General features: G+C 38.3%; 19 protein-coding genes. 9 read left to right on the plus strand and 10 right to left on the minus strand.

Annotation, left to right across the window (positions count from 1 at the left end; all coding sequences use genetic code 11):
* Nucleotides 1-131: 131 nt before the first annotated feature.
* The 4 genes from ACHWSC_RS19465 to ACHWSC_RS19480 all read left to right on the plus strand — a co-directional run bounded on the left by ACHWSC_RS19465 (nucleotide 132) and on the right by ACHWSC_RS19480 (nucleotide 5,006).
* Nucleotides 132-1,211, plus strand: a complete 1,080-nt coding sequence (locus tag ACHWSC_RS19465; RefSeq protein ID WP_394677851.1) for an NAD(P)H-dependent flavin oxidoreductase — start codon at nucleotides 132-134, stop codon at nucleotides 1,209-1,211.
* Nucleotides 1,212-1,378: 167 nt separating this feature from the next.
* Nucleotides 1,379-1,759, plus strand: coding sequence for a PleD family two-component system response regulator (locus ACHWSC_RS19470; protein WP_394677852.1), 381 nt, complete (start codon nucleotides 1,379-1,381; stop codon nucleotides 1,757-1,759).
* A gap of 222 nt (nucleotides 1,760-1,981) precedes the next feature.
* Nucleotides 1,982-4,162, plus strand: a complete 2,181-nt coding sequence (locus ACHWSC_RS19475; protein WP_394677853.1) for a DUF4838 domain-containing protein — start codon at nucleotides 1,982-1,984, stop codon at nucleotides 4,160-4,162.
* 127 nt (nucleotides 4,163-4,289) lie between these two features.
* On the plus strand, nucleotides 4,290-5,006 hold the full coding sequence (locus tag ACHWSC_RS19480; RefSeq protein WP_394677854.1) for an MIP family channel protein: 717 nt from the start codon (nucleotides 4,290-4,292) through the stop codon (nucleotides 5,004-5,006).
* Nucleotides 5,007-5,100: 94 nt separating this feature from the next.
* On the opposite strand, the gene ACHWSC_RS19485 is transcribed toward ACHWSC_RS19480, so the two are convergent.
* On the minus strand, nucleotides 5,101-6,126 hold the full coding sequence (locus tag ACHWSC_RS19485; RefSeq protein ID WP_394677855.1) for a threonine aldolase family protein: 1,026 nt from the start codon (nucleotides 6,124-6,126) through the stop codon (nucleotides 5,101-5,103).
* Between the two features lie 259 nt (nucleotides 6,127-6,385).
* Here ACHWSC_RS19485 and ACHWSC_RS19490 point away from each other — a divergent pair, with 259 nt between their 5' ends.
* Nucleotides 6,386-6,904 (plus strand): VOC family protein, encoded by a 519-nt coding sequence (locus ACHWSC_RS19490; RefSeq protein WP_205398217.1) that lies wholly within the window; start codon nucleotides 6,386-6,388, stop codon nucleotides 6,902-6,904.
* Between the two features lie 6 nt (nucleotides 6,905-6,910).
* Here ACHWSC_RS19490 and ACHWSC_RS19495 read toward each other — a convergent pair whose 3' ends face one another.
* Together ACHWSC_RS19495 and ACHWSC_RS19500 are read right to left on the minus strand one after the other, a co-directional pair.
* Entirely contained in the window at nucleotides 6,911-7,297 is a 387-nt protein-coding gene (locus tag ACHWSC_RS19495) for a DUF2809 domain-containing protein (RefSeq protein WP_394677856.1), read from the minus strand.
* Between the two features lie 21 nt (nucleotides 7,298-7,318).
* Nucleotides 7,319-7,834 carry a hypothetical protein gene (locus tag ACHWSC_RS19500; RefSeq protein ID WP_205398221.1) on the minus strand — a complete coding sequence of 172 codons (516 nt, stop codon included), beginning with the start codon at nucleotides 7,832-7,834 and terminating at the stop codon, nucleotides 7,319-7,321.
* A 108-nt stretch (nucleotides 7,835-7,942) separates the two neighbouring features.
* Between ACHWSC_RS19500 and ACHWSC_RS19505 the strand changes: the two genes are divergently transcribed.
* Nucleotides 7,943-8,755, plus strand: coding sequence for a hypothetical protein (locus ACHWSC_RS19505; protein ID WP_394677857.1), 813 nt, complete (start codon nucleotides 7,943-7,945; stop codon nucleotides 8,753-8,755).
* A gap of 19 nt (nucleotides 8,756-8,774) precedes the next feature.
* Here the strand turns inward: ACHWSC_RS19505 and ACHWSC_RS19510 are convergent, their stop codons facing one another.
* The 3 genes from ACHWSC_RS19510 to ACHWSC_RS19520 form a co-directional block, all read right to left on the minus strand.
* Nucleotides 8,775-10,109 (minus strand): GH1 family beta-glucosidase, encoded by a 1,335-nt coding sequence (locus tag ACHWSC_RS19510; RefSeq protein ID WP_394677858.1) that lies wholly within the window; start codon nucleotides 10,107-10,109, stop codon nucleotides 8,775-8,777.
* 374 nt (nucleotides 10,110-10,483) lie between these two features.
* Nucleotides 10,484-11,206, minus strand: coding sequence for an SIMPL domain-containing protein (locus ACHWSC_RS19515; protein ID WP_394677859.1), 723 nt, complete (start codon nucleotides 11,204-11,206; stop codon nucleotides 10,484-10,486).
* Between the two features lie 169 nt (nucleotides 11,207-11,375).
* Nucleotides 11,376-11,882: an RNA polymerase sigma factor gene (locus ACHWSC_RS19520; RefSeq protein ID WP_394677860.1), complete on the minus strand. Its 507-nt coding sequence runs from the start codon at nucleotides 11,880-11,882 to the stop codon at nucleotides 11,376-11,378.
* 368 nt (nucleotides 11,883-12,250) lie between these two features.
* Between ACHWSC_RS19520 and ACHWSC_RS19525 the strand changes: the two genes are divergently transcribed.
* The 3 genes from ACHWSC_RS19525 (at nucleotide 12,251) to ACHWSC_RS19535 (ending at nucleotide 15,913) form a co-directional block, all read left to right on the plus strand.
* A complete protein-coding gene (locus tag ACHWSC_RS19525; protein WP_394677861.1) occupies nucleotides 12,251-12,961 on the plus strand; it encodes a hypothetical protein in 711 nt (236 codons plus the stop codon).
* A gap of 10 nt (nucleotides 12,962-12,971) precedes the next feature.
* On the plus strand, nucleotides 12,972-13,628 hold the full coding sequence (locus ACHWSC_RS19530) for a response regulator (protein WP_394677862.1): 657 nt from the start codon (nucleotides 12,972-12,974) through the stop codon (nucleotides 13,626-13,628).
* 266 nt (nucleotides 13,629-13,894) lie between these two features.
* Complete coding sequence (locus ACHWSC_RS19535; protein ID WP_394677863.1) at nucleotides 13,895-15,913, plus strand: glycoside hydrolase family 43 protein; 2,019 nt, start codon at nucleotides 13,895-13,897, stop codon at nucleotides 15,911-15,913.
* A gap of 8 nt (nucleotides 15,914-15,921) precedes the next feature.
* Here ACHWSC_RS19535 and ACHWSC_RS19540 read toward each other — a convergent pair whose 3' ends face one another.
* From ACHWSC_RS19540 to ACHWSC_RS19555, 4 genes are all read right to left on the minus strand, one after another.
* A complete protein-coding gene (locus ACHWSC_RS19540; RefSeq protein WP_394677864.1) occupies nucleotides 15,922-16,221 on the minus strand; it encodes a hypothetical protein in 300 nt (99 codons plus the stop codon).
* Between the two features lie 112 nt (nucleotides 16,222-16,333).
* Nucleotides 16,334-18,502, minus strand: a complete 2,169-nt coding sequence (locus tag ACHWSC_RS19545) for an ATP-binding protein (RefSeq protein WP_394677865.1) — start codon at nucleotides 18,500-18,502, stop codon at nucleotides 16,334-16,336.
* Between the two features lie 165 nt (nucleotides 18,503-18,667).
* On the minus strand, nucleotides 18,668-19,294 hold the full coding sequence (locus tag ACHWSC_RS19550; RefSeq protein ID WP_394677866.1) for a hypothetical protein: 627 nt from the start codon (nucleotides 19,292-19,294) through the stop codon (nucleotides 18,668-18,670).
* 177 nt (nucleotides 19,295-19,471) lie between these two features.
* Nucleotides 19,472-20,227, minus strand: coding sequence for a Ku protein (locus ACHWSC_RS19555; RefSeq protein ID WP_120334437.1), 756 nt, complete (start codon nucleotides 20,225-20,227; stop codon nucleotides 19,472-19,474).
* Nucleotides 20,228-20,281: the final 54 nt, after the last annotated feature.

A 20,281-nucleotide genomic window follows, 5' to 3' on the forward strand; every position in this document is an offset into this window, starting at 1 on the left:
CGCTTATTTGGAACCGAAATGCAGGATGATTTTCTAGTTTTATAGTATAATTTGTTTTAAAATAGCTTAAATTAGAACAATCACATGAAAGCTATTTTAGTTGAATCTTAAGCATATTAATTACTTCCGATATGAAATGGTCAAATCAAATTACACAATTAATAGGCATTGATTATCCGATTATCCAGGCACCCATGTTTGGTGTTACCACACCAGAAATGGTCATTGCAGCATCGCATGCCGGAGCGCTCGGGTCGCTATCGTTGGGTGATCTACCAGCAGAACGCTGTAGTGCGCTTATTCGTTCAACCGCTGCATATGTAAAGAAGCCTTTTGCAGTCAATATTTTTGTAAATCATGTTCCTGAAGTTTCAGTGAATTTGAGGACAGCGTATAATGAAACAAAGGTTTTTGTGGAACAGTTAGCCCTGCAATATGGTTTAGAAGTAGCTTTACCGGAGCTCGATAGCATCCATATTACAGATTACAGGGAACAAATTGACGCGATCATAAGCCATCAGTGTAAAGTTGTGAGTTTTACTTTTGGAAATCTGGATGCACAAAGTATAAAACGATTGAAAGACAATGATGTGATAATTATTGGTACATGCACTTCTGTGGCAGAAGCAATTGCTTTGGAAGAAGCTGGTATTGATGTGATCTGTGTACAGGGATTAGAAGCTGGGGGACATCGCGGAAGTTTTGAGGAGGCACCTGTTCCTGAGATTGGCGGATTTTCTCTGCTACCACAAGTGAAAGAGCATGTAAACGTGCCGCTTATTTATGCCGGTGGATTATATAATGCAAGCACGATCCATTCTGCAAAGCTATTAGGAGCCAATGGTTTTCAGATTGGGAGTTTATTGCTCAAATCTAAAGAAAGTGCACTACTGGACTTTGAGAAAGCGCGTCTTTCTCATGTTAAGGAATCAGATATTGTCTTGACAAGGAGTTTTTCAGGGCGCTATGCCAGAGGCATAAAGAATACATTTATTGAAGCTTTGGACAAGTCGCAATATATCTTACCATATCCCTATCAAAATAAACTCACCGGGGAATTACGAAAAGTAGCCAAAGCCAATAAAAATGTCGATTTTGTAAATATTTGGGCCGGACAATCGATCCATTCTTACAGTGAACTTTCGACAACAGATATTATGCAAAAGTTAATACGAGAGGTTGAAAATTTGCATACTAGTTTAGTTGTTTAACAATAATATAAACTTTTCGCCTGTCAGCATACTGTCATTTTAATTAGAACTGATAACTAAAATCTGTGTTTAAATAATTTAAATGGCGTTGTAGTGGTTAATCTACAACGAATTCTCTTTTTTTTTTGAAACTTTGCATCACCGTGAAAAACTAAAATTTTACCGCTATGGGGAACGAAAAAAAGAGAATTCTTGTTATCGAAGATAATGAGATTCTATTAAGCACAATGCAATTTGTTCTTGTAAGGGAGGGCTATGACCTATTACTTGCTAAATCTGGCAAGGAAGCGCTCTCGTTGGTTTCTGACGAAACCATTGATTTGGTCATAACAGACCTGGCATTACCTTTTGCTAATGGTTACGAAATAATCAATTGCATTCGGAAAAGCGACACGAATAATCAGGTACCTGTTATTATTATTTCTGGTTACCGTGATGATAATAGTATTGTGGAAGGCTTTGAAGTCGGAGCCAATGATTATATTAAAAAGCCTATCTCTCCGTCAGAACTGATATCTCGTGTACGATTAAGAATAGGTCATGCTTAGTAAATTTGAACATGTAATCCATGTCATTTGATCATTTTTCGAGGGTGAGGGCTGGCGTATTTTGACGGCAACATCGTATAGACAATTGGGGTTTTACACTCATGGGTGGTTGGAGCTATTACAAAGTTGCTGAAAATAGATTTATGAATCAGTATGACCTAAATCTATCATTAAGGAAATATTTTTAATATGATGTGGAAGTTTATGTTATGTCTATTGTCAATGGTAACGATAGTTCAGGGTAAAGAAAGAATTACATTAGTTGATCAAGGGAAAACGGACTATGTCATTCAAGCGGATGCAAATGATCCTGTTTTACAAAAAGCTGCTGCGGTGATAAACACTTTTACAAAAGAAAGTACAGGTGTAGATTTTGCAATACAAGCTAAAGGCGAAGTCACACATGCCATTATTTTGGAAAAAAGCTCAATAACTAATATGTTTCCCGAAGACAGTTACTCCATACAAGCTGTAGGAAAGAATATTTATATCAAGGGAAGTGGTAAAGGTGTGCTATTTGCGGCATATCGTTATGTCAGGGATATTATTGGTGGACGAAAGTGGTATGTAGGTAAAGAAAATACATATGTTCCAAAATTGACATTCCTGGCAGTGGATTCAGATCTGAAGATTTATTCCAAACCAAATTTTGAGTTTAGAGAGGTTTATTTCCCTGTTGAACTAGATCAGGAGTATATGGATTGGTATGGTTTACATAATTTGGAAGAGCGCTGGGGAGATTGGGGGCACACTTTCAGTAAAATATTGCCGCCATCAGTTTATTTTAAAGAATATCCGGAGTATTTCTCCCTGTATGATGGAAAACGTCAACCTATTCAACTTTGTCTATCTAACGAGGACGTTGTTAATCTTACAGTAGCTTATTTCAAGCGTAGGATAAGCGAAAATCCCACAGCTACTTATTGGTCTATCGCGGCCAATGACGATATCGGAAGCTGTACTTGCGATCGATGTCAGGCTATTGATAAGCGGGAGGGTGGAGCGCAAGGCTCACTGATTCACTTTGTGAATAGAGTGGCCGCACAATTTCCCGACAAAAAATTTACAACACTGGCGTATTTAGAATCAGCAAACGCCCCAACACACCTCAGGGTTGCCGATAATGTTTCTGTTATATTAAGTAATATCGATGCTTTTAGAAAAAATGACATTGGAAGCGAACCATCAGCAGCAACTTTTCGTAGACAATTAGGAGCTTGGAAAGCTAAAGCCAAGCATGTATTTGTATGGGATTATCTGACACAGTTCACCAATTATCTTGCGCCATTTCCGATCCAAGGAACCATGCAGGAAAGTCTACAATATTTGAAAGCGCAAGGTGTCGAAGGGGTCTTTTTGCAAGGTGGAGGAGCGACTTATAGCGATATGGCGGAGCTAAATGCCTATATATTGGCTAACCTCGCCTGGGATACGACGCTTTCAGAAGAACAGCTAACCAACGAATTTATCGAGGGCTATTACGGCAAGGCTGCACCCTTTATTAAAGCATACCTTGCGGAACGAAGAAACCACTTGCCTGGGCCTTCATCAGCTTTATCTATTTACGGAAACCCGATTGATAATAGACATGACTTTTTAAGTCCAGAGGCCATGGATAAGTATAGTACATTATTAGAAAAAGCGGAAATAGCCAGTGAAGGTAATCCTTTACTAGAATCCCGTGTCAGGCGTATTGGACTTGGGTTGGATTATACCTATTTGCAACAAGCAAGATTCTATGGACCGCATCAACATGGCATATTTGAACAAGAGGGGGAGCGTTGGGTTGTGAGACAAAAGGTAAGTCGTAAAGTAACACAATTTGTTGAAGATGCAAAAAAATTGGGCGTTATAGAGCTTGCCGAAGGTGGTGCATCACCCGATAGTTATGCAAAGGAGTGGTCTGAAATATTCAAAGCTGGCGTTAGAGCAAATAAGGCCTCTGAAGCAAATATTAAGTTGAGATATCCATTTGATCCTTCTTTCCCTGCCAATGGGCTAAAAACACTTACAGATAGTGTGCCGGGCTATATGGATTATAGCTATAATTGGTTGCTTTGGAACGGGGAGCCGATGGATATTACTTTTGATTTTGAAAAGGAAAGGCGAATAGATACCATAGCGCTTAATTTTCTAAAGGATGCCCGACATTGGATATTTCCACCAAAAGAAATTCGAATTTCGGTATCTAAGAATGGAAAAGATTTCCAAGATGTATTTCTCAGTAAGCTTGAATCCGTTGAGGAGGATTACACCTTGGACAAGATACCTTATCAAGTATTGTTAAATGACAGTGTTAAAGTGATCCGGGTTTATGCTGCACCTTTGGCAAAACTACCCGAATGGCGGTATCATCCTAAGCGAAAGCCTCTTATAGCCTGTGATGAAATCTGGTTAAATTAATATAGAAAAGCTTATTAACGTTGGTTTTAAAGCGGTGTGGATATTGTTCTACAATAATTTATTTAGCAGTATAATTTTATACGGAAAATGATTAAATTAGAGTTAACTAAGTTATAAACAGATTCATATGGAAATTAAAACATCTTCAAAATTTGTCGCCGAACTAATTGGAACATTTGGTTTGGTACTTTTTGGTTGCGGTGCGGCCGCTATTGCAGGAGCCAATACCACAGCTGGGCTTTCTGGTCTTGGTCTTTTGGGTATTGCTGTCGCCTTCGGTCTTTCGGTGGTGGTATTTGCGTACGCGATCGGCGGAATTTCAGGCTGTCATATCAATCCTGCGGTGACTGTTGGTGTGTTATTGGCAGGTAGAATGTCTGCCAAGGATGCGGTTGTCTATATTGTTGCTCAGTTTATTGGTGCACTTTTGGGGGCATTTGTCCTTCAGCAGATTTTAAGTGGGCAATTGGCCGGATTTACGGCAGGAGAGTGGGCGTATGGCTCAAACGGTTGGGGTAAAGGATATCAAAACGAGTATGGTACTGCTTCCGCCTTTTTGATTGAAGCCGTGTTAACCTTCATTTTTCTGTTTGTGATACTGGCAACAACTTCGAAGGTAGGAAACAGCACAATGGCTGGGCTTGCAATCGGCTTTACGCTTCTTTTGATCCATTTGGTTGCTATTCCTGTAACAGGTACGTCGGTTAATCCTGCTCGTTCATTTGGGCCCGCGATTCTGGCCGGCGGTCAGGCTTTATCGCAGCTTTGGCTCTTTATTGTAGCACCATTAGTAGGGGCAGCTGTAGCAGCAGGAGTATGGAAAGCCCTTGAACCTAAAGACTAGTTTTTTAATTTTATAAGATGCGCCCGATACGTAAGAGATTACCTATTGGGCGCTTTCGTTTATATAAGATTTATTGGCTAGGGCGGAACAATCCCTAGGAATTCAATATATCATTTATAAAGTTAGTAACCTGTTTCTCGTCCGTAGCCCAGGAGGTGATCAAACGAACCGCTGCATAATCTGAATCGATATCCTTCCATATATAAAATTGATAATTTATAAGCAGTGCTTCGATGAGCGATTTAGGTAAAATGGGGAAAATCTGATTGGTGGTTGATTCCGTTAAAAAGGAATATCCTTTGTCTTTGATGGCCTTCGCCATACGCATCGCAAGCGAATTAGCTCTTAATGCCAGCTCAAGATACAAATCATCCTGAAATAGCGTTAGAAATTGAATTGAAAGCACTCTGCCTTTGGCTAGCAAGGCGCCTTTCTGCTTGATCGCATAGTCAAAATCTACGGCTAATTCGGGACGGTTAAACACAACTGCCTCGCCCAGAAGAGCTCCGTTTTTTGTTCCGCCAATGTAGAAAACGTCAGTATACTTAGCAATAGCTGCAAAGGTTAAATCGTTGTTTTTCGCCGTCAAAGCATGGCCCAATCGTGCGCCATCCAAATAAAGTAACAGCTGTTGCTGCTGACAGCACACATATAGCGCTTCCAATTCTGCCAAAGAATATATTGTGCCGATTTCAGTGGAATTAGAAATATAAACTATTCTTGGTTTTACCACATGTGGCGCCAGGGCATGTTCCTTGAGTACCGTAGTAATATCGTTAGGTGTCAATTTTCCATCAGACGTTTCAACAGTAATGACTTTATGTCCAGTTGCTTCTATAGCACCAGTTTCATTTGCAGATATATGCCCTGTTTTTGCACTGATCACTGCTTCATGGATACGTAAAAGAAAAGATATGACAAGAAGATTTGTTTGTGTGCCCCCAGATAAAAAGTGGATAACGGCTTGCTGATTAGCTATCTTTTTCTTCAAAATCGATTTGGCTTCATTGGAATAGTCATCCTCTCCATAGCCCAATTGCTGTATCAGATTCGTTTCAATAAGCTTATCTAAAATGCGGGGATGTGCCCCTTCTGAATAGTCATTTTTAAAGTTGTACATAAATTTATCTATTTAATGCGGATGCTTTATTAAACTCTTTTCCTAGGGTAGGACGTTCGAGTCTTGTGTAGGTCAAATGTATACATACAATCTCATTTTTTAACAATCTTAATCTAGAAAAAATTAGACAAAAGCTATGCGTTTTAAGTACTGATGTTGTAGGATAAGAATGTTTTCTGGAGCACCGTAAATGTTTTGTCAAAACTAATGATTAAATTCGGGAGAGAAGGTAGAATAACTGATTTGTCCTTATTAAATTATGAAAAGATTCATATTTGTTGCAAGTATTTTGCTGGCATTTGGAATGGGGTATGCTTTTAATAACTTGAGCCATTCATATCGATCCACCGAGTTGAAAAGAGTAACCGGTATAGGTGGAATTTTCTTCAAATGTAAAGATCCTAAAAAAGTAAGAGCTTGGTATGCCGATCATTTGGGACTGGCTACAAATTCTTACGGCGCTGTATTTGAGTGGTATCAGGGAGCTGATAGTACGAAAAAGGGATTTACGCAATGGAGCCCTTTTAAAGAGAGCACTTCCTATTTTGGCCCTTCGGAAAAAGATTTTATGATCAATTATCGGGTAGCCAATATTGAGCTTTTAATCGATGAATTGAAGAAGGAGGGGGTTACGGTACTTGATACGATCGAATCCTTTGACTACGGCAAATTTGCTCATATCATGGATATTGAAGGAAACAAAATAGAGCTTTGGCAGCCAAATGATCTTGCTTATGAAAAGATGGGCATCGATTTGGGGGCCAAAACCACGAAGTAGGTCTATTTAGTTCGTAACGTGGGGTCTGTCTTTAATTTGACAATTAAAATAATCAATGCATGCAGCTCCGACGGCTCCTAGGCAGTAAGCCACAAGATCCGACCATAAAAAGCCCTGTCCAAACACGAGCCGCAGAAGCGGATTGTTTCTTACCCATATAAGTAAAGGATTTTGTACAAGCTGTAAAAATTCGATGGCAAAACAAAATATAAGTGTCGTCGTAAAAGAAAATAATAACGGTTTCCTCGTAAATAAAAAACGTGACAACCAATAAATCATAACTGCATACAGTACATCGCCGGTAATGGTAGGAATGGCGGATATTTTCCGTGACAACAAACCTAGGAAGATGGTTAAAACAACGCGAAGTAGATAGTGTATTTTTGGTTTCATCGAAACGAATGCGCTACAGTGTTATTGCCTGAAATATGAGATCGTTTCAACGGGATTACCAAAGATCTTTTTGGTTCCTTTTTTCTGTGTAAATCCACCATGTTGCGCGATTATATTTGCAATGGAGAAAATAACATTCATATCGTTTTGAGGGTGAATAGTCGTAAGTAGTTTTCCATTCTGGTCGAATAGTTGAAGTTGGTTGACCAATGAACGATTTATTTCCATGGAATGAATTACTTCTAACGGAATAATTTTGTCCTCCTTTCTCGGTTGTTTAATAGATAAGTTATTTTTATCAACTTGTATTTCTATCTTGGGATTGATGAATTGCAATAGTATGACTAGGGGACCGATTACAACGACAGCAACCAATATCCCAAGACCTTTTGCCGAACCAAAATTGTTTACGGCATCAGCTAATCCATTTATGCCGCCAAAAATTAAACAACATAGGATAAAAACAACAATTAGGTAACCAAATCCAAAGATCAAGCCCTTTTTAACATTATGGGATTTAAATTGAAAGGTATTCATAGCAGTGGCTTCTATTTTTACGCGTTTTTATTTTAGTAAAGATATTTATATTTATGCAATCAGAGCTATCTTAGCGACAGAGATTTTTTTATTTCATTAAAGAAAGCATTGGAAAATATCATTGAAATTAAAAGAACTAATTTTCAGCGGAAGTCAGCATACTTTCAGCTGTTGACTTATGCGCTGTTTTCAATACTCGGAATTGTAAGTATATTTTGGGATTGGAAAGCCGGTATTGCGCCAATAGTCTGCGTCATTATCTTCTATTTAATCGAGCGGAAAATTGACTTTTGGTCAAATGTTATTTGGTTTATCATCGCTTTTTTAATCCTTTCATTTTCTTTGTCATGGATATTCAGCTTGTCTTTTGGTATATTTATTTTCCAATGTCTATTGCTTGCAGCCATTAAGCCTGCTATCGTTATATGGAAAGAAACCAAACAGGAACATACCGATGTGATCTTCGCAATGAGTTCGGAGTATTTTGTATGTTTAAGTCCAGGTAACAATGACTACAAAGGATATGCAATGAACCCTATGGGGTATAAAAAGCGCTTTCCAATGTCGGCCGTTATTTCAGTTCAGCGAGATGAAAATACTTTACTTATTGCCTTGCAGCAGCAGATTGTACGTCCTCGTGAATTGCGTTCAGACGAAATCGAAATTATTCTCGAATATTTTAGAAAGAATAGACCGGATGTTTTAGCCGCAGTTGAAACAAAAATTATCCGTAAGGAAGAAGACCGAATATATTGGATCAAGCTTATTGTTATCGGTATTCCATGTATATTGGCTGGACTATCCATCTATTTTTTTGCAGACAATGGAAGGAATACATTGGTCACAATACTTAGTATTGTTGCTGCATTGTTTCTTGGCTTGATTTTATTGAAAATTACAAATTTGATATATCGTTCATAAGGATGGAGAAGCCATTTATTTATTTCAAAAAGTCTCCGTACCAATGTCCAGAGGATTTGACGATGCGCTGTTGATTGTTGAAATCAACATAAACTAGTCCAAATCTTGGACGGTATCCTTCAGCCCATTCGAAATTGTCCATGAATGTCCATACAAAATACCCTTTGACATTTATTCCTTCTTGTTTTGCACGGTAAACCTCCTGTAAAGCGTGCTGTAAATAGCTCAATCTTTTGGGGTCATGCACTAAACCATTTTCAATTTGATCAGGAAATGCTGCACCATTTTCGGTAACAATTAAAGTGGGGATATTAGGGTAGGCACTAAATTTCTTGAGCATATAATAAATGGAGGCTGGATAAACTTCCCAGTTCATTTCGGTCATTTCAACTTTGCGTTCTTTCGCCGACACTATCTTTGCTTGAAGATAAGGAACGAACATGGCGTATCGTATAATTTCCCGTGTATAATTTTGCACGCCAATAAAGTCCATATCAAATTTCAGATCTCGCTCATCATTCGCGTGCATATACTTTTCAATTCTACCCAGTATTTTAATCTCTTGCGTTGGATAGCCCATTCCTAGTAGTGGTTCTATAAATAGGCGGTTGAGCAATACATCTGCTTTCTTCGCCGCAATAATGTCTCTGTCTTTCGACGTAAATGGTTCAACATGGGAGCAAGAAAAAGTCGTTCCTACTTCGCTATTAAGCTGTAAAGACTTAATAATTCGGCCGCCTTGAGCTTGTGCTAATGCAGCGTGATGGGCCGCAGCTAAAAAATTGCCCAAACCTTTTCTCTCTGGTGCGTGTACACCAAAGAAATAACCTGCAGCAGTAAATACTGTAGGTTCGTTGAGAACCATCCAATGCTTGACGCGGTCCCCGTAGGTTTGCACACATTTGGAAACAAATTCTCCAAACCAATCTTTCACATCACGGTTTACCCAGCCACCTTTCTTTTCCAATGCATGTGGAAGATCCCAATGATATAAGGTAGGCCAAGGTGTTATCCCTAACTCAAGGGATAAATCGATCAAACGATCGTAAAAATCCAATCCAGATTGATTTACCGCACCAATGCCAGTTGGAAATATACGACTCCATGATAAAGAGAATCTGTAATTAGGAATATGCATTCCCTGCATCAAATACAGGTCCTGAACATAGCGATTGTAAAAATCACAGGCCTCATTACCATGTTGATTTTGAAATATACGGTTTCTTTTTTTGACGAATATATCCCAGATAGAAGGGCCTTTTCCATGCAAATCATGTGCTCCTTCAATCTGGTAGGCAGCTGTAGAAACTCCCCAAATAAAATCTTTGCCAAAGGCATCTTTGGTTAATAGCATTTACAAAAATAAAATTATCGGACCTCAATGCCGTTTTTAAAAACAATTAAGTTTTGTGGAATCTTAATGGTGAATAGAATGAACTGAATCGACCCAAAAAGATTCTAAATATAATCCGCTGGAAAAAATAGTTTATCGTTTTCATAATAGATACATTAACTCCGTTGACTACATTAATTATCGCATTATAAAGTAACAGAACTTATATGAACTGGATATAAACTATATGTTAAATATACGAAAAAATAGTTCGACTATCATCGGTAGCTAATTCGTCCGCGTAACGGCTAAAACACCATCCCTCGAGCGTTATTTTTTCATTCAACCATTGAATCGAGGACGCTGGTTGATTGGAGACAGAATCGGTGTGGCATCTATTTGATTTCAAATTCCGTAAATATTGTTCTTTTAAATTCTAAAACTTCGGGAGCAATTTTAAAACCTTCACCACCATAGCCTTTATTGAATGTTTCTAGAGCCATTCCTGTTCTGTACTGCGTTGATTCGTTGGATGCGCTTCCATCATTAGACAAAAATAACAGTTTACCAATTTTAACGTCAGCCCTAGATACAAGTTTTTTTGCCGATTTTAAAGCATCATCATATGCAATAAGATCTGCTTCTCTTAAAATACTGTCTGCTTTGGAGTGGTCAAATGAGATGGAACCGATTCCACTAATTTTTGTTTCTAACAATTTTCCCGTTAATTCTGTGAATTTCGATAAGTCGTGTAAAACAAAATCGATTGTTTGCTGTGCTTGATAACCTATAAATTTATTGGTATTACCAATGTATTGATAGTCTTTATTTGCAGACACGCTACTCGTTTTGATATCTTCTTTTTGATGTCCATATTTTTGGAGCAACGCTATTACGGTGTCGACTGTTGCTTGTGTTTCTCGTACCGCGTCTACCATTCTGGGTTTTGTGAAAGTTGTATTGATGGTCAGGGTGACCTGGTCGGGCATGATCCTAATCTTTCCTTCGCCACTTACACGAATTCTGTTTTCACTTTCCTTTGATACCGAACCACACGACGATATTAAAATTATGCTGCTCAAGCATATAAGAAATATAGCGATTGTTTGCTTTTTCATATTACATGATGTTCAAAGTGATATTTTAATTAGTAAGTTTCACCCTAAATATAATAAATATATCCCGAGGTAGCGGCAGTGACTAAAACAATATTAGCCAAAATAACGGGGTGTAAATTCAAAAAGCAGGCTATAACCTGCTTTTTGTTCTTTAAATAAGACTATTTTTTTAATTAATACTTTTTGAGTAAATCTTAAGCTGTTTTTGCAAGGACTTTCGTGCCATGTGTATACGTGTTTTCACTGTTCCTTCCGGTATTTGCAAATGCTCTGCAATTTCATAATATTTAAATCCTTCCAAAAACATAGCAAAGGCGTCATAATAGTCTTTCGATAAATTATTGAGCGCATGCTGTATATCAGAAGCAACAAAATTATTTTCTCCGCGATTGGTTGTTATTTCATTGCGATAACCAGTGCTGATGTATTCGCTTCTGTAATTTTCTAACCTTTTGTTACGTGTATATTGATTGATATACGTGTTTTTCATAATGATATAGAGCCAAGACATCAATTTCGGATGTTTCAGGAATTTTTCGATAGATGCTAGCGACCTCACCATGGTCTCTTGAACCAAATCTTCCCGTTCATCCGGATCATTTGTAAATTGCGCTGCCAAATACTTTAACGTAGGCCTTTTTTCCTTAAACAGTTGATCGATTGTTGTATTTTCCATATTATCAAATTTTAAGTGTCTATCTTTTCTACATTCACTGCAATTAAGATGCTAGAAAAAATAATTTGGAAGGATGCATAGAGGCCAGTGTTATCAAGCGAGTATATTTATTTATTATTTTAAATGATTGATATGTAGTGTTTTGTGTGGATTGCTCATTAGATGTATGGGGGGGTATTTGAACTTTTTTACTTTAACAACAAGTGTTTTCCTGTCTAAATTCCCCCATTTATCTTTTTCTTGCACGTATTTATACGTAGTACTTTAAAGGATACATCTTTTAGCTAAATAGGTGTTAATTTTTAAAACTGTTCGTACCTTGAAGTGGTTATTAGTTACAACATGAAATGGAAAACAATATGGGGGACGTGAACAAAAAACTATATTTTGACCTATCAGATGGACCAAAAGGCCAATCTGAAGGCCTAAAAGATAAGGCGGAGTTAAAGGAGGTATGGGACGGTAGCCAAGAAGATTTTTATAAATCGATTATTAGGAATCAACAGGATGATATCGGAAAAATAGGACGGTATTTTCGCGATGAATTGGCTCAGGAGCTTTACGGAATGCGTGTATCGCTTCAGAATTTCACTAATCGTTATGGCGATTTTGAAGAATTACGTTGCCTACGTGATTCATTGACTACCTTAGTTATAGAAATCCGCAATAAAGCGGGATTGCTTTACAATCCCATATTAAATGACCTGGGAATTTTTCATGCGGTTGATGAAGCCGTGGCCAGTTACAAGAAACGATCTGGTTTTATAATTGATATCCTTCTTGATCCACATCTGAGAGAGCTGCATCAACAGGCACAAGTTCATCTATTTAAACTCCTGACAGCTATTTTTCAGTACTTAAATGATGAGATACCTTCACAGGCCATCTCAATTTCAGTGCAAGTGATCGAATTTGAAATCCTTGTCAAAGTATCGCCGTTTTTCAAACAAGGAGAAGCCTTGTCAGTATCAAAACTCGAAAGCAGTCCAATGCGTTTGATAAAAATTGCCGAGCTCTATAATGCGCGGATTATGAGTGATACGCTTGCGACAGGTATTTTACTAAAATTGACTATTTAAAAAGATAATAATGATAAAAATACTATTGGTTGAAGACCACATGGTTGTACGTAACGGAATAAAATTACTATTAGAATCTCAAGAAGGATTTGAAGTCGTTGGCGAAGCGTCAAATGGCAAAGAGGCCCTTGACTTCCTGAGTGCAAATCCTGTTCCTGATATCGTCTTAACGGATATCAGTATGGATGAAATGGACGGCATGGAATTGCTTCAGGTTCTAAATAGTCAATATGCATCTATTAAAGTGGTTATATTATCTATGCTGAACCAGATTAATTATGTCATTGAGGCTTTTGAATCTGGTCTTGCTGGCTATTTGGTCAAAAATGTTGGCTATAACGAATTGCTTTTTGGGTTGAATCATATTGCTAACGGCGGACGGTACATGAGCGAAGAGATCGCCATGATACTTTTAGATCAAGTCCGTTCTGGGCAAAGCTATGCGCAGATCCCAGGAGAATTGCAAACGGATTTTGATATTTCGGAGCGAGAACTGGAAGTATTAAAACTGATTGCGGAAGGCTACACGAATGTCGAAATTGCAGATAAGATTTTTTTAAGTAAGCGTACTGTTGAGGGCCATCGTCAGAACCTCATAGACAAAGCGGGCGTAAAAAACACGGCACATCTGGTTAAGTTTGCTTTTGAAAGAGGCATTTTAAATTAGCGAAAATTTTCCAGGCAAATGATCAGGGAAATTTTGATCCGTAAAGATAGTGTCAGTATGTTGGTGTATATATCGAAATGTTTTCGGATAGAAAAAGTCTGGATAGTAAAATGGGTTTGTGGGAATAGAAGAGAATGGATTTCGATAAATCTATCAGGAGATTTTTAAATTGATACAAAATGATATTCAATTGATACGATTTACCTCCAGTCTTAGCAAATATTTGTTCAATTTTAGGCTTTCACCTATATGATGTATTATAATCAATGAACAAAATATATTTGCTACCTATTGCTTTCTTACTGTTTTTTGTCCAAAGGACATTTGCGCAAACTGTAAACAAAGATCAGATTGAAAATGCGCAGATGCCGATAAACGGCATTTTTCAAGCGGATCCGACCATATTCTATCACAAAGGATATTATTACCTTTATGGTACGAATGGTGATCAGCATGAACAGCAGGGCTTTAAAGTATACCAGTCTAAGGATTTAGATTCCTGGGTAAGTCCGGAGGGAGTTAATTCAGGTTTTGCGGCTGTAAAGGGCGATATCTTTGGATCAAAAGGGTTTTGGGCACCACAAGTATGGTTTGAGAATGGTAAGTTTTATATGGCTTACACAGCCGATGAGCATATTGCAATCGCAGTCGGTGATGCTCCAACAGGTCCTTTTAAGCAAACTGCCAAAGTGCCAATTGCTATCGGGCAAAAGCAAATTGATCCATTTGTATTCCGCGATAAAGATGGGAAAAAATACCTATTTCATGTAAGGTTAAAGGATGGGAATAGAATCTTTGTGGCGGAGCTGAAGTCAGATTATTCCGGAATAAAGGATGAAACGCTGAAAGAATGTCTCCACGCAGAACTTCCCTGGGAAAATACGGCGAATGCCGATTGGACAGTAAGTGAAGGTCCCACCGTTATTCGAGAGGGAAAATATTATTATATGTTCTATTCGGCGAATGATTTTCGGAATAAGGACTACGCTGTCGGTGTTGCTATCGCTGAAAATATTTATGGACCCTGGAAAAAACTGGAAGGTCAACCTGCATTAAGCCGTAAGAATAGCGGATTTGCCGGAACTGGACACGGTGACATTTTCAAAAGAGGAAAGCAATGGTATTACGTCTGTCATACACATTTTTCAGATGAAAAAGTTGCACCTCGGCGGACAGCCATAGTGCCGATTCAATTTGTGGCAAATAGCAGCGGTCTCTTGATTCCGCAATTCGAAACTGCAAAGTTTCGCTTTTTAAGCACAGATCAACGATCGAGGCGACCTAGAAAATCCTATCAAACAGATGTAGCCTTTGGTGATCCTTTTATTGTATTCGATCCACCTTCGGATCAATACTATTTATATGGAACCGGCGGGACTGAAAATGGATTTATAGCCTATAGTTCCAAAGATCTAAAGACATGGAAAAAGGAGGGAAAAGTATACGATGCCAAACAGCCGAATGGTTGGGGGGAAAAGGATTTCTGGGCTCCTGAAGTTTATCGTGTGAATAACAAATATTACATGTATTATAGTGCTCATTGGAAAGAAAATCCCAAAAAACAGCTGGAAAACTATCGTATAGGAATTGCAGTGGCGGATAGTCCATTGGGGCCATTTAAAGATCTGACCGGGAAACCTATTTTTGATCCTGGATACCCCATCATTGACGCGAATGTTTTTAGAGATACAGACCATAGAAATTATCTGTTCTATTCACGTTGCTGCTACGAACATCCTGTGGAATCAGAAATTGCAACTTGGGCGGAGAAAAAATTTGGCTATAAAAATATTGAAGAAAGCTGGGTCTACGGAGTCGAATTGGATAGCAGTATGACGAAGGTGATCGGTAGTCCAGTTCTTTTAATGCGCCCCCCAGTTACGATGAACGATGCACAATCAGAATGGGAAAGTAGATCAGTTACTTCAGGTGAGGTCAATAGACGATGGACAGAAGGTTCTTTTTTGGTCAAAGAAAACGGATTATACTATATGATGTATTCGGCCAATTATTTTGCGGGAGCCAATTATGCTGTTGGTTACGCAACAGCAACAACCCCTTTGGGAAGCTATCAAAAATCGGTATCTAATCCAATCATTGAAAGGAATACCAATAGGGGTGGAATGGTTTCGGGTACCGGGCATAATAGTCTATTTGAGGACAGGGAAGGAAAAATCCGCTGTGTATATCATGGCCGCACCCTAAAGACGGGAGATCAGCGTATCGTTTTTATCAGCGATGTATTTTTTGATGAAAAAGGACAGTTGAATATCTTTACAGATTGACCCATCGGTCAATCTGTCTTTTTGGGTATGGCCCGATTTTCGACATTTTCGTTCCAGGTAGCGGAAGACTTCTTTCCAGGGCTTATCTCGCTTCTTGTCTGCGGATTTTTATGTGTGTAGTTGATATTTTCCTCTTCTTCCGGATCGATTTCATCTATAGTTGGTTCAGGATGTTCGATCGGATCAGTGTCATTTGGATCGGGAATAGTACGTTCCCCGAACAATCCTTTACGATACCAGATGTTACTAAAATAATAGGCAATAATTAAACCTCGTTTTACTACTGCATGTTGCAATATCTCTTCCATTTTCGATTTCTTTTTAAGTGATACGATCCTTTTTATTGGATGGTATTCTCTCCTTAAATGAACAACGTTAGATGGAAAATAGTTTGAAAGATTTCAGGATTTGAAACAAAGATCAATCGAGTAACATTTGTTCAGGAAATGGCTTAACAATAGGGAAGTAGAGGTGGACAACAGTGCCTATACCAACCTCTGATTCAATTTCGATACTTCCTCCCAATCGCTCCATTATCCGTTTCACCAGCGAAAGCCCAATGCCCGTACCAGGTATTGAACCCACATTGTCGGCTCTGGTAAACATTTCGTAAATATGAGGCAGGTGGTCACTTGGTATGCCAATACCGTTATCCTTGATCTGATAATGCGTATAATCGTCTTCGTCGGAACTATCTATTGTCACTAAAGGCCTGTCTGCCTGTGCAGAATATTTTATTGCGTTAACAATTAAATTGGAAAAAATTTGATACGCGGCACTTTTTTCGCCCCAAATTGGTAATAGGGTACCAAAAGTGGGTTGGCAATTATTGACGTTATATAAAATGCTGTTTTCTTGAAATATGCGCTGAATTGTATAGGCCATGGGAAGTGGTTCCTTGTCTAAAATACTGGAACGGTGCTGGCTCAACTGGACCATATTGTTGATAATATCTTCAATGTTTGTAACGCTTCGGCTGAAATTCTGGTACCACTTATTGATTTTTGTAAAATCAATATTGTCGGAGTGCTGCTGTAGAAATTGTATGCCCATTTTTAAGATGGACAAGGGATTTTTTAAATCATGAGATAGGGTATGTGTAAACATTTCCAACTCATTGTTCAAACTCAGAAGCTCCTCATTTAGCAACTGACGTTCCTTTAATTTTGCAAAAATGGATTCCTTGATAATCTGATTCAGACGAAGGACAAAATTGATTTCAGCATCATTCCAGGGTTTGGCAACGTCATAGCGCATATCTTCCCAGATTTTGAGCTGTTTGCTTTCATGCGGCTCGTTTTTCAGCTCCATCTGCATCACCTGATTACGGTTTTCCTTTCTAAACCAAACGAGGTAATAATCGTTTTCCAAGCCAACCTTTAGATACATGAGCCCCGCAAAACCCAATTTATCGTTGAAGTTATCCTGATGATTCAGCCGAAAGTTATAATCTTTGAAGAGGGCTTTATCGGTATGTTTTTGCAGGAATTGAATGATTTCATAAAATTGCGCTTTCTGCGGAGAATGACCATAGTTAAAAACATCGCCCTGGTTAAATATGGCCAATCCATCTGCATTGACCAGTTGGGTAAGAATATCCATATGCTGTATCAAAGCACAATTCACCATTTTATTTTCAGAAAGACTCCTTTTTAACTCTTCTTCAGCGAGTTTAAGAAGTTCCGTTCTTTCCAACAGATTCTGTTTGACATGACTCTCATATTTGCTGGTGGCTGCCTGGATGGCAAACGTGCATAGTTTTCGTTGCTGCAGATCGACCACCCGCTCTTCATCGTTTTGTGCGACCACAAGACCCCAAAAGTCATCATCGATACAGATTCTAAAAAACAAGGCGCTTTGTACATTTATCTTTTTTAAAAAAAGCCGGTGAAGTTCAGGTAAAGGTGATAATAAACTCGAGACCGGATCAATTCCTTCGTCCGTACAATAGAATTCTTGTCCCTCGATATTAATATTGGGAGCATATCGATATGAATAGCTCCGATAGTACAACAAAACTTCTTCAGGCATAAAATCTTTCGAGAACTCCATTCCTTTGAAATGGGCTTGTCCATCTGCTGTATGTTCCGCAATCACGGAACTATAACCCGTTTCCTGAACCTGCAAAACGAAAACCCGATCGTAATTCAGTAATTTGTTGATGGCCGAACAAACACGGTCCCAATTATTCGGTTGAATAGTATCTAGCAAAAAATTAAGCTCATTTATTTTTTTTGCAGCAATGTATTTTTTGTGTTGTTGTTCCCACTCGATATAGAAGTATTCATCGTGTCTTCGCAATTTTACGTAAACACGTTCTTTTCTCATTTTAATGGGTAAAATATGGCGCGACTGCCCGTTTTCAATTAGATCAGTTACTGCATTCTTGATTTTGGATAACGCTTCACCGAATGTGTTGCTAAAGCTATCAAAGAAATGAGTTCCTAATAGGTTCTCTTTGGCGTCGTGATCATTTACGACAGATTCGGTTATCCCAACGACATTAAAATGTCGATCTAAGATGACCAGACTGCCAAAAGATTGAAGCGTAATGATGGTTTGATTGTTAGATTGAAATGTATGATTCATAATACCCCAAAACTTCTTATGATATACATAAATATACAAAAAAAATTACGACAATATCGATTGAATCTTTTATAACAGAAGGTTATAAAAGATATAAAGTTGCCTTATTGGGTTCTTTTTATTTCGAAATTAAAGCTGCTGCCAATTTCCGTTCGGCAGAAGGAACTAATGCTGAACATTAAACTCTTTGGCCACGGCATGGGCCATCCCTTTAAGAAGTGATTTCCATTGTGGGTAAGATGCCCCAATTTTAGCTGCTAGACCAATGAAATAATTCCTAACATTATCACTCATATTCTCATTGTCGACATTGATGATCTCGTTTCTTCCAGCGTACTGGAACAAAATACTATTCCTCCGTTGTTCGATCAAAAAGGTAGAAGATGAAACTCCTTCAAAAAAATGAGCTGTATTTTTATCCCCAGGATGGCTTGGATCGGGGCAAGGTTTCAATGTTATGGCAAAAACACTATAATCGTCCGTTTTGTCTGAAATGAGGCTGACAACATTCACCCAATCATAACCATCACTACTTGGAAGTCCCGGTCCTGGAATATTGAGTCGGATATAATCATGTAATTCGAGTAAACGATCAATTGGAGTACCATAACCCGCTGTTAATTGAAACACAGTAGCAGGTATCTGAGCGAGTTCATGCCAATGGTTGACCTTTCTAAGATTGTTTATAGCCGAAGCATAGGCTAAATTGGCCATAGCTTCACTTGGAAACTCGAGGGATTCAAAGCAATCCAGGTGCTTGCCTTCTTTCTGTTCCGGTATGATATTCTTCATCTTATTTCACTTCTTATGCTTAAAATATTGAATTTCTTGCTCGTGTTTTTTTTGCCTCCCCAAGGGTATCAAAAGTACCCAGATTTCGATGTCTGTTCGTCTCTTTATCAGGATGCCTGGCATATATTCGATATTGACCCGATTTTAGTTTACGTATCATGGCACAGGGTGTTTTGTTTAACCTAGGCTTGCTTTAAGTTTTGCAAGCAAATCATCCGCTTTTGTATGCTCTATTTTCATTTTTCGAATGGTAGGACGTTTACCCTTGTCTTTTTGTTTGATTATTTTGAGGAGCTCGTCCATATATTCATTTTTATAGCTGCTGATATCGAAGGATGTGCTGTGTTGCTCGATCAGCTGTGTAGCCATATCCATTTCTGCTTTTTGAATTTTAATTGCAGTAGGTAACTTAAGCTCATCAAGTGCTCTGATTTCCTGTTGATAACGTATTTTATTCAAAACCAATGCATTTTGATAGGGCTTTATAAGGGCTAGATGTTCTACATTTCGCATGACGAACGACCCTAAGCCCGCCATTTTAGTTTTTTCTAATGCTTTGAGCAATAACTGATAGGCTTTTTCTCCACCTTTCTGTGGCTCCAGATAGTAGGGCGTTTCAAAATATATACTGTCTACATCCATCAGTTTGACAAAAGCATGAAGATTGATAAGTTTGGTCTTTTCTGGACTTGCGTCTTCAAAATCTGCATCTTCCAGCACGACATAGTGGTCTTTTATGAAATATCCTTTAACAATATTGTCCCATTTTACCTCTTTGCCGGTTTGTTCATTCACCCGCTTGAATTTAATATTGGATAGATCATTTCGATCAAGCATATCCAGATCTAAAGCAGCATTCTCCGTTGCACTATATATTTTAATTGGGATATTGACCAAACCAAAACCAATAGCCCCCGTCCAAATTGCTCGCATAAGTAATCTATTAATTGCTAATAAGATAACCTAGCTAATGCTCAAATGGTTTGA

Source organism: uncultured Sphingobacterium sp. (assembly GCF_964277905.1).
In the GTDB taxonomy this organism is placed as follows: Bacteria; Bacteroidota; Bacteroidia; order Sphingobacteriales; family Sphingobacteriaceae; genus Sphingobacterium; species Sphingobacterium siyangense.